This window comes from Thiomicrospira sp., from assembly GCF_014859555.1.
GTDB lineage: Bacteria > Pseudomonadota > Gammaproteobacteria > Thiomicrospirales > Thiomicrospiraceae > Thiomicrospira.
In genome coordinates this window covers 22,396-36,909 of sequence record NZ_JACUTY010000016.1, presented here as the reverse complement: position 1 = coordinate 36,909, position 14,514 = coordinate 22,396, and the positions used below count along the sequence as shown (strand labels likewise).

The following is a 14,514-nucleotide window of genomic DNA, read 5'->3' as shown; positions in this document are numbered from 1 at the left end:
GCCAGATTAATAAAAAAGCCCGACTTGTTCGGGCTTTTTTTATAGCTTAAATATTTGACGCCATATCAAGGCAGGCTGTTGTATCTAAACAGGTTTTTAAGTCTCTCGAAGCCAAATTTGCAGATGGGGTTTGTTTGTTTGGTAACGCTTGTACAGAACGGCCAGCTCTTTCGGTAAGCTGTCTGGCGTGTTACGTTCGAAGTTTAATGTTTGGTAAAAACGCGCTAGATTAGGTTGGGCGAAGGCGTAACAAGGCGCGTCTAACGATTTAAATGCAAACTCGATTAACTGAGTTGCCAAATGTTTTTGACGATATTCGGGCTGGATATAGAGTCCTCTTAACCACCAGGCCTGGTGGTGTTGAACAAAACGCGCCACACCGACTAAGCTTTCGTTATTCAGAACGTAAAACACCTTGTCCGTTTGCAACGGGGTGCTGAGTTTGGTTTGTTTATGGAAACGTTTAATTAAGCCCCAGCTTTGGGTGTCGGCCAGTTTGAATTGATAGGGTTTATGTTGTGATTGATCCACCGTTTGATTCCACTTATGTTGAAGGTGCTAAACGTGCCATCTGTACGAAATGTTTACGACCTCAGCGTGCTTGTATTTGCGGGCTGGTGCGCAGGGTTTCGCACCAAACCCGTTTAGGTATTTTACAGCACCCATCCGAAGTTAAACAGGCGAAGGGCACGGCTAAGCTGGCGAGTTTGTGTTTGTCGGACTGCCCGATTTGGGTGGGCGAACAAGTCGATTTATTACCAGATTTGCAAACTTGGTTAACCCAAAAACCGACTTATTTATTGTACCCACAACAAGCACCAGGCCTGGTGGTTTCGACTGAGGACTTGGCGAAGCAATCTAAACCAGGCTCGTTTCAAGTGCTTTTATTGGACGGTACTTGGCGCAAAACCCATAAAATTTTGCAGTTAAATCCAATCCTTCAATCGCTGCCTAGGCTAGCTTTGGCTGACGTTCAAGCGACCGGTTATGTGATTCGTAAATCGAATAAAGCCAATAGTTTATCAACTTTGGAAGCCATCTACTTTTTATTAAGCCAGCTCGAAAAAACCAGCCAATTTGACGATCTAAAACACGGATTTGATGCGTTTGTGGCGCAAAGAAGTCAGTTTATGTTAGCGAATAAAAATGCCTTAAATAAGACTTAGCAAATTTCGACATCCACCGCATTCTTTGTTAAGGTTAAAAGCCAGATAAATGCAAGAGGATACGCGTGTGAACAAGTTGAGTGGGCTAATCATTTTATTAATGATTTTGATGCCGATGTTTGCCAACAGTGTGTGGGCCAATAATAACTATACGGCCGATCCGCCTCAGCCTAACCATCAAGACGATTTGGCTATGAAGGTCGTTGAAGGCTTAGAAAAGCCAATGTATTCGGCGTTTATTGAGCGTTATATTTTGGATGAGATTAAACAGTTACGTATTGATATGGCGAACCAGCGCGTTGAAATCGTACGCGAGGTGGTGGATCGTGAAATGACCGTTGCCGATCGCTCGTTAGGTTATGCCACTAATACGGTGACCTATTTTTTCTATTTGATCCTTGGTGTGAGTACGGTATTGGTTTGGGTGGGCTGGACATCCATTCGTGATATTAAAGAGCGTGTGCACACGCTGGCGGAACAGAAAGTCACTAAGCTCGTGACCCAATACGAAGAGCGTTTGCGTGCGATGGAACACTTGATTGAAGATAAAACCCAAACTATTGATTCAAACAAAGAACAAATTGAACGCACGCAAGAACTGCACGCGCTTTGGTTGCGAGCTGAGCAAGAACATTCGCCCAACAATAAAGTTAAGATTTACGATCAAATTTTAGTCATTGACCCGAGTAGCGTCGAAGCTTATACCTACAAAGCCGATGCGGTACTCGAAATGGATGAACCTCGCTGGGCGATTAACTTGTGTCATCAAGCTTTGCAGTTAGACCCAGAGAATGCGTTTGCGTTTTTCCAGTTGGGCTGCGCTTATGCTCAGCTAGAGCAGTATGAGGAGTCGGTGCGGTTTTTAACCCAGACGCTGGGTTATTCGGAAAGCTATCTAGAAGAAATAGAGTCGGATCCGTTGCTAGAAGGTTTAAGAAAACAGCCGATTTACCAAAAGTTAAAAATTGATAAAACCCTGAGTTAATCGAGATGTCGTTACATTAATACGATCGTCGCCAGACCCAGGAACACAAAAAAGCCTAGAGAATCGGTGACGGTGGTAATCATTAAACCGGTTGCCAGCGCCGGGTCTATGTTCATGCGCTTTAAGATCAGCGGAATCAAAACCCCTGCGATCGCGGCCGCTACAAGGTTGATTAACATCGCCGCACCAAAAATAATACTTAAATCGACCTGTTGCAAAATAATATAGGCGCCAATCGCGGTTAGAATCGCCCAGGTGATGCCGTTCAATACACCCACCACACTTTCTTTCACTAACAAGGCTCGGCTGTTGCTGGATACTAACTTACCGGTTGCCAAGGCACGAATCGCGACGGTAGAGGTTTGCGTACCCGCCACACCGCCCATGCTTGCGACCATCGGCATCATAATCGCTAAGGCGACAATCTGATCCAGCGTGGCTTCAAAGAAGCTGATCACAAAGGCGGCGAATGAGGCCGTGATTAAATTAATACCTAGCCAAAATGTACGACGTTTAGCGGTACGCGGCGCGGGAGCGAAAATATCATCTTCATCATCCAAACCGGCACTTTTCATTTGAGTGTATTCGGCTTCTTCACGAATAATATCCACCACGTCATCGATTGTGATGCGGCCAAGAATTTGGTTTTTATCGTCCAGCACCGCCGTCGAAATCAAATCGTGAATCTCAAACACACGTGCCACTTCCTTGGTCGAGAGGAGGGCGTTGACGGTGGGTTCGGTATCTTCAACCAATTCTGATACTAGGGTATCACCGTCTTTAGTAAGGATATGGTTAAGTTTCAACGTACCCATGTAGCGGCCATCGCGATCACGCACAAACAAATTGACCATTGATTTGGGCAGCTCGGATTGTTTGCGCAAATAACGCAGTACCACATCTAGCGTGATATCAGCACGCACCGCGATAAAGTCGGTGCTCATGATGCCACCGGCACTGTCTTCTGGGAAACTCAGTGCCATTTCGACCGCAGTACGATCTTCTTCGGTTAACGCATCCAGAAAGGTTTGTTTTTCGTCATCCGGTAACGATTGGGCAATGACCGCAATGTCATCGGTTTCTAGTTCTTCAGCAATTTCGACGATCTGTTCGGTGTTTAGCTGGTCGAGAAGAGCCGCGCGCACTTCATCGTTGGTGTGACCAAGAATGTCACCTTGTTTGTCCGACTCTACAAATGGCCAGATGATATTACGCAGTTTCGGAGGCGTTGCTTCGAGAACATCGGCGATTTCTTCAGCGACCATCGTATTTAAGAAGTAACGAATACTCGCTTCGTCTTCTTGTTTGGAGGCTTCAATTAATTGATCGGTGAGTTTTATATCGTCGTATTCAGTCATGCGGAATCCTCGTTCTGGTGCGCTTATTATAAAGGTCATGACTGAGATATGCTTATGAAAAGCATGACCGTTTTGTGGAAAAATGTTTGAAAAGGTTAAATGCGCAGGGCAGGAGGATTTAAAGCGTTAAACAAAAAAAAGAGCGCAGGACGCGCTCTTTTTAACAGAACTAGAAGGGTTTAATTATTCTTCGTCCGTTAGCATGTTTTTAACGCCACCCGATTTTTGGTTATGATCGCTAATCTTTTCTTTGTGTTTAATGATTTGGCGGTCTAACTTATCAACTAAGCCATCAATCGAAGCGTACATGTCTTGTGTCTCGTTTTGTGCAAACAAATCTTGACCAGATACGTGCACGGTGGCTTCCGCTTTTTGACCTTGTTTTTCAACCGTCAAAATTACGTGAACATTCGTAACATGGTCAAAATGACGCGCTATTTTAGTCAATTTTTCTTGAACGTAATCGCGCAGAGCGTCTGTTAGGTCAACGTGATGGCCTGTAATGTTAATTTGCATTCCCGACTCCTTATGTATTGTGTGTGGAACGTTGTATATATGGGTTTAAAACTTAGTTTTAGTATAGCACATTCGTTTTAAATGAAGGCTTTGTGTTGTCGGTATTTGTGTGGGTTCATAAGCGAGTTAAAGTCTATTGGTGAAGTGTTTAAGCGCGAAAATTTTCGCCTAAATAAACCCGGCGCACATCGGGATGGTTTAATACCGCTTGCGGTTCACCTTGCGCTAAAATTGTACCAGCATGCAGGATGTAGGCTTGATCACATACACCTAAGGTTTCACGCACATTGTGGTCGGTAATGAGCACACCAATTTGTTTGTCTTTTAAATGCTGGATGATGTTTTGAATTTCTTTTACTGAGATCGGATCAACACCGGCAAAAGGCTCATCAAGTAGAATAAATTTGGGTTCCATCGCTAGGGCACGAGCAATTTCTACACGGCGGCGTTCGCCACCGGATAAGGCTTGGCCTGGTTGATTAATAATGTGGGTAATTTGCAGATCTTCGAGCAGATGCTGGAGTTTTGCTTCGCGTTGGTGCGCTTCTAGCTCTGGGCGCATTTCCAAAATGGCTAAGATGTTATCTTTGACACTTAGTTTGCGGAAAATTGACGCTTCTTGTGGTAAATAACCAATGCCGAGACGGGCGCGCTGATCAATAGTGAGTGCGCTAATGTCGCGATCATCTAAAAAAACGTGTCCTTGGTCGTGCTGTACTAAGCCGGTCATCATATAAAATGTGGTGGTTTTACCGGCGCCGTTGGGGCCGAGTAATCCTACCACTTGACCGCTGTAAACATCGATGTCTACCGAAGTAACGACCTTATATTTTTTGTAGCTTTTAGCTAAGCCTCGGGCAAAGAAATGCGCCATTAGTTATCTCCCTGGCTGGGCGAGGCTTCGGTTTTGGGTGTGATGGTCATTTTTATCCGCCCTGATTCGTCATCGGTTTGGCCAGCATTAAGTGTTTGAGCATTCATATCATAAACCAGTTTTGGCCCTTCAATTTTGTGGCGGCCTTCTTGTTCTAGATAAGCTTGGCCAATCAGCTCAACGGTGCGAGTTTCCGTTAGATAGATAATGGTGCGAGCTTGCCCACTGACCCAAGCATTTTCTTCGGTTAAGAAACGTTTAAAAGTGGCCGGCATACCCGTGGTTGTTATTTTTTGTATTTGGCGCTCAGGGTGGTGGATTTCGAGTTGGTCGCCTTGAAGGGTTAGGGTGCCTTGGGTGGCGATAACATCGCCTCTATAAACTGTTAAGCCTTGTTGATCTTGCGCGTCTAGCTGATTGGCCTCAATATCAATCGGTAAGGCGGTTTCATCGATCGGCTGGGTTTGTGCCCAGCTGTTGAGTGATAAGCCAACTAAAAATGAGATGACAATGGCGTGTATTGCATACTTAAGGGACATAACGGGTTTTAACCTCAGAGAGCAGTTGGGTTTGATTGGTTTTTAGGTCAGCGATCAAACCAACCCCAGTGGTTATTTGATTTTGACTTTCTATTTTAACCAATATTGGACTGCTTAGTTGCTCGTCTAGTTGGTTGTAAATAAGGTGTTCTGTGAGTAGCCGGCTGTTTTGGTTAGGGGCTTGATTAAGGCGGTTTACGATCACATTTCCTGTAAAGTCAAATAGGTTTTGATGGCGGATTTGTAAATGCTCACTGTCGAGGCGAACCAGTTGATCGGTATCTTGCAAGATCAAAAGCGGTTGTTCAATAAACACCTGTTCACCTTGTTTTCTCATAAACTCAGCTTGCAAAAACTGTTGTTGGTTGGGTTGGTTGCGATTAATTAGCCAGCTTTGTGATTGGCTGATTTGCCAATCGTCTTGTTCGATTTTTGTTTTGATTTTATCGGTTTGGTTGTACTCAAGGTTGTTGATTAAAATGAATAACGCCAACAGCCCAAGCAATAAGCTGATAAGAAAAGGGCGTTTCTTCAACATAATGTTGCGGGTTATCTTAAGTAAAAGTCTAGCTGGGTTTGCCAGCTGTCTTGGGCTTGCATGATCAACTCACAAAACTCACGCACCGCACCGCGGCCACCATTAAAGTTACTCACAAAGTCGACGCGCTTGATTACTTCAGGGTCACTGTCTTTCGGGCAGCTGGCTAGTCCCACGCGCGTTAAGATAGGTAAGTCTAGAATGTCATCACCCATATAAGCGACTTGATCTAGTTGAATGTTGATTGACTTAAGCAGGGCTTCAAAGGTGGGTAGCTTGTCGGGTACACCTTGGTATAGATGCTTTACCTTTAAGTCTTGCATGCGTTTTTCGACAAGTTTGGATGTTCGACCAGTAATAATGCCGATTTCAATACCACTTTTTTGGATTAATACCATCGCGTGACCATCGCGTGTATAAAAGGCTTTGTACTCTTGGCCGTCGTCTCCGTATATCAGACGGTTGTCGGTTAATACACCATCGACATCCAGTAACAAGAGTTTTATTTTTTTAGCTTTGGCTTGTAAAGAATCCATATTTAGGCGCTTTTAGATTAAGAAACAGTGTTGAAGTATAACAAAGTTAAGTAGCCAACAAATAGTGCCAGCAGCAAAAAGCCTTCCATGCGAGAAATGGAGGCATTACCTTTACGCGGGAGGGCCACTAAAACCATGGCAACCGTAAACGCCAGCATAATAGGGTAATCACGCTGAAGTACTTCCATATCAATTAAAGAAGGTGCCAGAATGGAGGGAATAGCAAGCACGGCGAGAATGTTAAATAGATTGGAGCCTAAGATATTGCCAATCAGCATATCAACTTCGTTTTTTAGTGCGGCCGTAATGGCGGCGGCCAATTCAGGCAGACTGGTGCCAATCGCAACAATGGTTAAACCGATAATTAAGTCGGGTACTTCAAAGAATTCGGCAATTTCAACCGCGCCCCACACCATTAAACGCGCACTGATCATCAGCACAATCAGACCGACAAATAAATACATCAGTGCACGCGTTTTTGAATGTTTAGGGATGGCACTCAGTTCTTGATTGATTTCTTCACTTAACGGGTCATCAGAAGCAATGTTTTTATTAGAATGCACCATCCAGATTAAGATGCCGATTAAAGTGGAAATTAAGATAATACCGTCGATCACGCCTAAATGATGGTCCATTAATAAAGCCAGGCCAAAACCGGTAATAAACAGCAGAATGGGAAACTCACGTCTTAATACGGAAGATTTCACTACTAGTGGGGCAATCAGAGCAGTAATGCCTAAGACCAAACCAATGTTGGTGATGTTGGAGCCAACTGCGTTACCAATCGCCAGGCCTGGGTTGCCCTCTAGTGAGGCGATGATGGCGACAATCATTTCAGGACTTGAGGTGCCAAAACCAATAATAACCACACCAATGATGAGTGGTGAAACTTTGTAGCGTAAAGCCGTGCTGGCCGCACCTTCAATAAAAATGTCAGAACTCCAGACCAACAGCGCTAAACCTATAATAAGTAAGACACTGGGTAGGATTAATGTTGTCGACATGGCGGGTTACTCGCTATAGACTAGGATTCAAAATTTGGCCGACATTATACAATTTTGTTGGTTAATATAAAAAAGATTTATGGGTCTTTTAGTTTTTTTCGACCCAATGATTACACGCAGGTATCGCTTATTGTAGGTTGTGTGTTATTAAACGTGTCTGATTTTAATTAGGTGATGAGTGACCAAACTATGCTAAAAAATATGTCTATAGGGGTGGATGATTGGCAGCGTCCGGAGTTAGTTGAGCATTATTATCCTGAAGGCTTACCGGTTGAATGGCGGTTCGATTATTATTTAAATGAATATCGTAGCGCCTTGATTGCACAAACCGAATGGCAAGATTGGACTTCGCAAGACATAGAAGAGCTGCAAATGGCTCGCCGAGACGAAAGTGCGTTGTATTTAAGGATAGATGATCATCGTGTTATTTCTACACCGCACTTAGTCGATGTTTTGTCGGCCTTAGGGGATTGGGTGGCTGGCTTTGTTGTATTCGACGCAAACTGGTTGCCAGATAATCAACACTTTCATGGACGACCAGTCACTTGGGTGACGAACCACCAGGCCTGGTCAGGATGGCATTGGCGATTTGGTGAGCAAGTCTTGAGTGGTGAACCTTGTGGTTGGGTGGGGGAATTGGATTCGGATCCTAAGTTAAGAGCGCAAATGCTGCGTAGTTTGGCGGCCAGTTTGGCGGATAAAAAACCGGTAGTGCCCTTTTTTGTTGGGGGCGAATCCATTAAGATGGATGATTTACAGCAACTCAAGATCCTGGCCGAGTTGCTGGGTTATTAACTCAATTTGAGCTTGGATTCGAACCTATTATGCAAAATGCGCCATTGATCGAAATCGAAAACTTAAGCTTTTATCGAGCTGATCGTAAAATTTTCGATAAGCTAAGTCTGCAAATTCCACGCGGCCAAATAACCGCCATTATGGGGCCGAGTGGGACGGGCAAAACCACGTTGCTAAAGTTGATTGTTGGTCAATTGAAACCCAGTTCAGGCCGTGTGTTGATCAATGGGCAGGATGTCAATCAGTTGAGTCGTAACGCCTTGTATGAGTTGCGTCAACAAATGGGGATGTTGTTTCAAACGGGCGCGTTATTGACTGACTTAAACGTATTTGACAATATTGCTTTCCCATTACGTGAGCATTTCAAACTCCCCGAGCCTTTGATCGCAAACTTGGTGCGTATGAAGCTTGAAGCGGTCGGCTTGCGTGGTGCTTATGCTTTAATGCCGGCCGAGTTATCCGGCGGCATGGCGCGCCGGGTGGCTTTAGCCAGAGCCTTTGTGCTGGATCCGCAAATGCTATTTTATGATGAACCCTTTGTTGGCCAAGACCCGATTACGATGGGGGTGCTGGTGTCGTTGATTCAGAAGCTTAATGCCAGTTTGAACTTAACCAGCATCATTGTGTCGCACGATGTAAATGAAGTTTTGTCGATCGCCGAGTTTGCTTGTGTATTGTCTGAAGGTCGTATTGTAGAACAAGGGACGCCACAAGAACTTCAGCAGTCGGAGTCAGACTATGTTCAACAGTTTTTAAAAGGTTTACCGGATGGCCCGGTGCCGCTGCATTACCCGGTTGAACCTTGGAGTGTAGGCTAATGCTGGCTTGGATTTTGCAAACAACGACGCGGTTGATCGCAGGGCTGGGAAGCGCAACTTTAGGCGCTTTGCAAGGCCTAGGTAAACGCGCTTTATTTGTCTGGGCGGTGATTCCGGCGCTTCCTTATAGTGTTTGGCGAATCCGTTTGCTGATGAAGCAAATCTACTTTGCGGGCGTATTGTCTTTACCTATTATTTTAACGGCCGGTTTGTTCGTGGGTATGGTGTTGGGGTTACAGGGTCATCATATTTTGACCACCTACAACTCGGAAGAAGCGGTAGGCACCATGACCGCCTTGTCTTTAATTCGTGAACTGGGGCCGGTGGTGGCAGCGCTTTTATTTGCGGGGCGAGCAGGTTCTGCGTTAACCGCTGAGGTAGGACTGATGAAGTCTACTGAACAGCTTTCGGCGCTCGAAATGATGGCGGTTGATCCGATGAAGTTTGTGATTGCCCCGCGTATTTTGGCCAGCATTATTGCTTTACCCATGCTAGCGATGATTTTTATTGCGACCGGCATATTTGGCGGTTATGTGGTGGCGGTAGGCTGGTTGGGTGTGGATGATGGCGCATTTTGGGCGCAAATGTCAGAGCAAGTTGACTGGTATGATGATGTAATCAATGGCTTGGTTAAAGCGGTGGTATTCGCGATTTTAATTGCCATTATTGCTTTGTATGAAGGTTATGAGTCCGTACCAACCTCGGAAGGTGTAAGTCACGCCACAACTCGCTCAGTGGTGCATGCCTCACTAGTGGTATTGGGTGTGGATTTTATTTTGACATCGTTGATGTTTACTTAGGGAAAGGTTATGACTCGTCAAATTAAAGCAGAAATTGGAGTAGGGTTACTGGTGTTGATTACCCTGGTATCGATGGTATTTATTGCGTTAAAAGTGAGCAACTTTAGCGCCTTGCAAGACCGCCCTAGTTATCAACTAGAAGCCTTGTTTAGTAATGTTGGTGGCTTAACGGTGCGCGCCCCGGTCAAAGTAAGTGGCGTCACCATTGGCCGGGTGGCTAAAATTAGTATTGATCCGATTAGTTATCGCGCAAAAGTGGCGATGGATATTTACAATGATTATAACGACTTGCCGATGGATTCGTCCGCCTCTATTTTGACTTCGGGCCTGTTAGGCAGTCAGTATGTTGGGGTTGAGATAGGCGGAGATGAGGAGGTGCTGGCAGATGGTGCACGGTTTAACTATACCCAGTCGGCTTTAGTGTTGGAGAGTTTAATTGGACGATTAATGGTGAGCTTAACGGAAGGTGGTGATAAATGACTATGTTGAAGCCAGGATTAATTATAGCTAGTTTAATGGGCTTGATTTTAACGTCCGGATGGGCGGCCGCTCAGGTGATTCAGCTTAATCAGCAAGACCCGCATGAAATGGTGCTGGGACTTTCAACCTCGGTGTTGGATGAGTTAAAAAACCGCTCGGACGAATTAACGGATAACCCGAGTGCGATTCGCGAGTTTGCTGATCAAAATATTTTGCCTTATGTCGATACCGCACGTATGGCGCGTTATGTAGTGGGGCGTTACTGGCGAACCGCCCCCGAGCATCAGCAGAATGAGTTTATAGAGCAGTTTACCTTAACCATGATGCGTTCCTACTCGCAAACTATCTTAAATCTGAATGTGCGCTCAATTGATGTGGCGCAAGCCTTGCCGGATGGCGAAAATCGGGTCATTGTCTCCACCAAGGTAACCCAGGATGATGGCACGACCGCCGATGTAACCTACCGCATTTTTAAAGAAGCCAGTAGTGGAAAATGGCTGATTTACGATGTGGTGGTGGAAAATATCAGTTTGTTGGTTAACTTTCGCCAATCCTATGCGACCGATATAGAACGTCGTGGGTTTGAGGCTGTGATTGTTGCGATGAAAGAACGGAATAAGTCTTTTCATGAAGTCGATTAATCTTGCATCAGGCTGTTTAAAAATTAATGGCCGCCTAGTTCTGCCTAATTTAGCTGTCGTTTCAGCCGAGCTAGATTCCGTCAATATGGCAGAGGTTGTGACGGTTGACTTGGCTGGTGTGTCACAGGTGGATAGCGCCGGGATTGCGTTGTTGCTTGCGCTGCAACAGCGCAGTTCGGCGCATTTTGTGTTGGTGCATGCGCCAGCCTCGTTAAAAACCTTATTAGGCTTATATAACCTAACAGAAATGTTACCCATTACAGAGGAGACAGTATGAGTGGAGCGGTAAAGTTTGATCAGGTCTCCAAACAATTTGGCGACTTGCAAGCGCTCAATAATGTCAGTTTTGAAGTGGAAGAAGGCAGTTTTTTTGGTTTGCTTGGCCCAAACGGTGCAGGCAAGTCGACACTTATTAATGCGATGTCGAGTTTAGTTAGGCCCACTTCAGGTTGTATTTCGGTAATGGGGCATGACGTGATTCGGGATTACCGTCAAGCTCGCCGCGCCCTGGGTTTGGTGCCGCAAGAGCTTATCTCGGATCCGTTTTTCTCAATTCGTGAGTTATTGCGGGTGCAATCCGGTTATTTTGGTTTACGCGGTAAAGCACAGTGGGCGTGGGTCGATGAATTGCTTGAGCGTTTGGCTTTGACTGAAAAAGCCAATGCTGAAACCCAGCAACTTTCTGGAGGCATGAAACGTCGTGTGTTAATTGCGATGGCGTTGGTTCATAAACCACAAGTGCTGGTTCTAGATGAACCTACGGCCGGGGTGGATGTTGATTTACGCCGAACGCTTTGGGAGTTTGCGCGTGAGTTGCACACCGCTGGCCACACCATTATTCTGACCACGCATTATCTAGAAGAAGCCGAAGCCTTGTGTGATCGGGTCGCGATTATGCAAAAAGGCGAAGTTAAAGCGTTAGAAAAAACTCAAGCTTTGTTAGCACGCCACCCTTACCGTTATTTGCGTATTACCTTGCCGGAGCACAATCCAAAAACCATCAATTTAACCAGCGAACTTCAATTGCGTTTGGTTGAGCGCGAAGCTTCAGCTTGCTTGTTCCGCGTCGAAAAAAGTATTTCGATGGAGGTCATTCTGGGTTGGTTGCAAGAAAACGGTTTAAACATTAAAGATCTCAGTACCCGCGATGCGTCACTTGAAGAAGTGTTTTTAGATTTAACCGAGGTGAAAGCATGAATTGGTACGGATGTTGGGCTTTTTTTGTTAAAGAGGTGCGTCGATTTTATTCAGTGGTGGTGCAAACTATTTTTGCACCGGTGGTCTCCACCTTATTGTTTTTGTTAATTTTTGGCCAAGTAATTGAAGCACGTATTGATTCATTTTCGGGTTTAACCTACAGCCAATTCTTAATACCAGGCCTGGTGATGATGGCCATTTTGCAGAATGCGTTTTCAAATTCGTCCTCAAGTATTATTCAGTCAAAAATGTACGGTAATTTAACCTTTGTGTTGGTGAGCCCGATTTCACCGCTCGAATTGTATATTGCCTTTATTGGCGCGGCGGTATTACGTGGTTTAGCCGTCGGCCTTGGTGTCTTAGTGGTTGGCTGGTTATGGTTTGATCTACAATGGTATTCGGTGAGTTGGGTTGTGCTGTTTGCGGTATTAAGTGCCGCCTTAATGGGTGGCGTTGGCTTGATCGCGGGCATTTTGTCTGAAAAGTACGATCACCTAGCCGCGTTTCAAAACTTTGTCATCATCCCACTGACCTTTTTGAGTGGGGTGTTTTATTCGATTCATGCTTTACCTGAATTCTGGCAAACCTTGTCGCACTTTAATCCATTCTTTTATATGGTAGACGGTTTTCGTTATGGTTTTTATGCCAGCTCAGACGTTTCTGTATATTTAAGCTTAGCGGTTACCCTGGCCTTTTTGTTGGTGGTTACTGTGATAAATCTGATTTTATTGCTGAAAGGCGTTAAAATACGCCACTAAAAAATTGGGTATCGAATCTATGTCTCCTGAAAAAATTCAACAAATGATTCATGACGCTTTACCAGGCAGTCAGGTCAAAATGTCCGGTGCGGACTGTAATTTTAGTATCGAAGTCACCAGTGAGGCTTTTGTGGGTTTAACCCCCTTAAAGCGCCATCGTTTGGTTAATGATATTTTTAAACCACAGCTTGAAAATGGTGAGTTGCACGCACTTTCAATTAAAACCCATGCACCCGAGTAAGTTGAATGGATAAATTAGTCATACAAGGTCAGGCGGTCTTAAATGGTGAGGTCGAAATTTCGGGCTCAAAAAATGCCGCGTTACCGATTTTAATGGGCTGTCTGTTAGCCGAAACCCCGGTTATCTTGTCGAATGTACCTCACTTGCGTGACGTCACCACTACTATCCAGTTGCTCGCCACCATGGGAACCGAAGTTATGATGGATGAACGTATGAATATCACGCTCGATTCTTCGCATATTCATACCAAAGAAGCGCCTTATGATTTGGTGAAAACCATGCGTGCGTCTATTTTAGTAATGGGGCCCTTGTTGTCACGTTTCGGTGAAGCCAAAGTCGCTTTGCCTGGAGGCTGTGCGATTGGGTCACGCCCGGTCAATATCCATATTGATGGCATGATGAAAATGGGGGCGGATATTCACATAGAAGACGGCTTTATCGTCGCTAAAGCCGAGAAGGGTTTGAGAGGCGTGGATATTGATATGAATCCGGTTACCGTAACCGGTACTGAAAACTTGATTATGGCCGCAGTATTGGCGAAAGGCACCACGATTTTACGCAACGCCGCTTGCGAACCTGAGGTTGAAGACTTAGCCAGCTTCTTAAATGCGATGGGCGCGAAAATTCAGGGCGCAGGAACGCCGACCATTACGATTGAAGGTGTAGAAAAACTACAGGGCGTGCCTTATCGTGTGATTCCTGATCGCATTGAAGCCGGTACTTATTTGGCGGCGGCGGCGGTAACGCAAGGCTGTGTAACCGTTACAAAGGTTGAACCTCAGCATTTAAAATCTGTACTGGAAAAATTTAAAGAAGCTGGTGCGTTAATTACTGAGACCGAATCTACAATTACATTGGATATGCGTGGCCGTGAATTAAAAGCAGTGGATATTGTGACACACCCTTACCCGAATTTCCCGACCGATATGCAAGCGCAGTTTTTGGTTATGAATTGTTTGGCGAAAGGCGAAGCCAAAGTTAAAGAAACGATTTTTGAAAACCGTTACATGCATGTGGCCGAGTTGATCAAAATGGGCGCGGAGATTGAACTCGACGGCAATGTTGCTCACACCAAAGGCCTGTCCGAATTGCATGGTGCGGAAGTGATGGCCACCGATTTAAGAGCTTCGGCCTGTTTAATTATTGCCGCCTTGGTGGCGCAGGGCACAACGGTGGTGAATAAAATTTACCATATTGACCGAGGTTATGAACGCATTGAAGAGAAGTTTCACCGTTTAGGCGCCAATATTCAGCGTTTAAGTTCTTGA

20 protein-coding genes are annotated in these 14,514 nt (G+C 45.1%); 12 read left to right on the top strand and 8 right to left on the bottom strand.

The features are described 5' to 3' along the window. Positions 1–96: 96 nt before the first annotated feature. Complete coding sequence (locus tag IBX48_RS04550; protein ID WP_296831234.1) at positions 97–531, bottom strand: GNAT family N-acetyltransferase; 435 nt, start codon at positions 529–531, stop codon at positions 97–99. Between IBX48_RS04550 and IBX48_RS04545 the strand changes: the two genes are divergently transcribed. Continuing rightward, on the top strand, positions 519–1,166 hold the full coding sequence (locus IBX48_RS04545; protein WP_296831232.1) for a tRNA-uridine aminocarboxypropyltransferase: 648 nt from the start codon (positions 519–521) through the stop codon (positions 1,164–1,166). The genes IBX48_RS04550 and IBX48_RS04545 overlap by 13 nt on opposite strands. 49 nt (positions 1,167–1,215) lie before the next feature. Beyond that, entirely contained in the window at positions 1,216–2,151 is a 936-nt protein-coding gene (locus tag IBX48_RS04540; protein WP_296831230.1) for a tetratricopeptide repeat protein, read from the top strand. Positions 2,152–2,162: 11 nt separating this feature from the next. Here IBX48_RS04540 and mgtE read toward each other — a convergent pair whose 3' ends face one another. The 7 genes from mgtE to IBX48_RS04505 all read right to left on the bottom strand — a co-directional run bounded on the left by mgtE (position 2,163) and on the right by IBX48_RS04505 (position 7,516). Beyond that, positions 2,163–3,509, bottom strand: a complete 1,347-nt coding sequence (gene mgtE, locus IBX48_RS04535) for a magnesium transporter (RefSeq protein ID WP_296831229.1) — start codon at positions 3,507–3,509, stop codon at positions 2,163–2,165. 183 nt (positions 3,510–3,692) lie between these two features. Then, a complete protein-coding gene (gene raiA / locus IBX48_RS04530; protein WP_296831227.1) occupies positions 3,693–4,025 on the bottom strand; it encodes a ribosome-associated translation inhibitor RaiA in 333 nt (110 codons plus the stop codon). 148 nt (positions 4,026–4,173) lie between these two features. After that, positions 4,174–4,899, bottom strand: coding sequence for an LPS export ABC transporter ATP-binding protein (gene lptB, locus IBX48_RS04525; protein WP_296831225.1), 726 nt, complete (start codon positions 4,897–4,899; stop codon positions 4,174–4,176). Further along, the gene (gene lptA, locus IBX48_RS04520; protein ID WP_296831223.1) at positions 4,899–5,438 is read right to left on the bottom strand and encodes a lipopolysaccharide transport periplasmic protein LptA; all 540 of its coding nucleotides are present in this window, start codon (positions 5,436–5,438) and stop codon (positions 4,899–4,901) included. The genes lptB and lptA overlap by 1 nt, the downstream gene beginning before the upstream one ends. Further along, a complete protein-coding gene (lptC, locus tag IBX48_RS04515) occupies positions 5,428–5,976 on the bottom strand; it encodes an LPS export ABC transporter periplasmic protein LptC (protein ID WP_296831222.1) in 549 nt (182 codons plus the stop codon). The genes lptA and lptC overlap by 11 nt, the downstream gene beginning before the upstream one ends. 11 nt (positions 5,977–5,987) lie before the next feature. Further along, on the bottom strand, positions 5,988–6,512 hold the full coding sequence (locus IBX48_RS04510; RefSeq protein ID WP_296831220.1) for an HAD hydrolase family protein: 525 nt from the start codon (positions 6,510–6,512) through the stop codon (positions 5,988–5,990). 17 nt (positions 6,513–6,529) lie between these two features. After that, positions 6,530–7,516: a calcium/sodium antiporter gene (locus IBX48_RS04505; RefSeq protein ID WP_296831218.1), complete on the bottom strand. Its 987-nt coding sequence runs from the start codon at positions 7,514–7,516 to the stop codon at positions 6,530–6,532. A 174-nt stretch (positions 7,517–7,690) separates the two neighbouring features. Between IBX48_RS04505 and IBX48_RS04500 the strand changes: the two genes are divergently transcribed. From IBX48_RS04500 to murA, 10 genes are read left to right on the top strand one after another with little or no spacing between them, the layout of a single operon-like run. Continuing rightward, positions 7,691–8,311, top strand: a complete 621-nt coding sequence (locus tag IBX48_RS04500) for a hypothetical protein (protein ID WP_296831216.1) — start codon at positions 7,691–7,693, stop codon at positions 8,309–8,311. 29 nt (positions 8,312–8,340) lie between these two features. Continuing rightward, a complete protein-coding gene (locus tag IBX48_RS04495; RefSeq protein WP_296831214.1) occupies positions 8,341–9,129 on the top strand; it encodes an ATP-binding cassette domain-containing protein in 789 nt (262 codons plus the stop codon). Then, positions 9,129–9,929, top strand: coding sequence for a lipid asymmetry maintenance ABC transporter permease subunit MlaE (gene mlaE, locus IBX48_RS04490; protein ID WP_296831211.1), 801 nt, complete (start codon positions 9,129–9,131; stop codon positions 9,927–9,929). Before IBX48_RS04495 ends, mlaE begins: the two co-directional genes overlap by 1 nt. A 9-nt stretch (positions 9,930–9,938) precedes the next feature. Then, positions 9,939–10,409, top strand: a complete 471-nt coding sequence (gene mlaD, locus IBX48_RS04485; RefSeq protein ID WP_296831209.1) for an outer membrane lipid asymmetry maintenance protein MlaD — start codon at positions 9,939–9,941, stop codon at positions 10,407–10,409. Further along, positions 10,406–11,050, top strand: coding sequence for an ABC transporter substrate-binding protein (locus tag IBX48_RS04480; protein ID WP_296831207.1), 645 nt, complete (start codon positions 10,406–10,408; stop codon positions 11,048–11,050). The genes mlaD and IBX48_RS04480 overlap by 4 nt, the downstream gene beginning before the upstream one ends. Continuing rightward, entirely contained in the window at positions 11,037–11,327 is a 291-nt protein-coding gene (locus IBX48_RS04475; RefSeq protein WP_296831206.1) for an STAS domain-containing protein, read from the top strand. Before IBX48_RS04480 ends, IBX48_RS04475 begins: the two co-directional genes overlap by 14 nt. Further along, entirely contained in the window at positions 11,324–12,247 is a 924-nt protein-coding gene (locus tag IBX48_RS04470) for an ABC transporter ATP-binding protein (RefSeq protein WP_296831205.1), read from the top strand. The genes IBX48_RS04475 and IBX48_RS04470 overlap by 4 nt, the downstream gene beginning before the upstream one ends. Then, on the top strand, positions 12,244–13,005 hold the full coding sequence (locus IBX48_RS04465; protein WP_296831203.1) for an ABC transporter permease: 762 nt from the start codon (positions 12,244–12,246) through the stop codon (positions 13,003–13,005). Before IBX48_RS04470 ends, IBX48_RS04465 begins: the two co-directional genes overlap by 4 nt. A 19-nt stretch (positions 13,006–13,024) precedes the next feature. Further along, positions 13,025–13,246 carry a BolA/IbaG family iron-sulfur metabolism protein gene (locus IBX48_RS04460; protein ID WP_296831202.1) on the top strand — a complete coding sequence of 74 codons (222 nt, stop codon included), beginning with the start codon at positions 13,025–13,027 and terminating at the stop codon, positions 13,244–13,246. A gap of 5 nt (positions 13,247–13,251) precedes the next feature. Then, a complete protein-coding gene (gene murA / locus IBX48_RS04455) occupies positions 13,252–14,514 on the top strand; it encodes a UDP-N-acetylglucosamine 1-carboxyvinyltransferase (RefSeq protein ID WP_296831200.1) in 1,263 nt (420 codons plus the stop codon).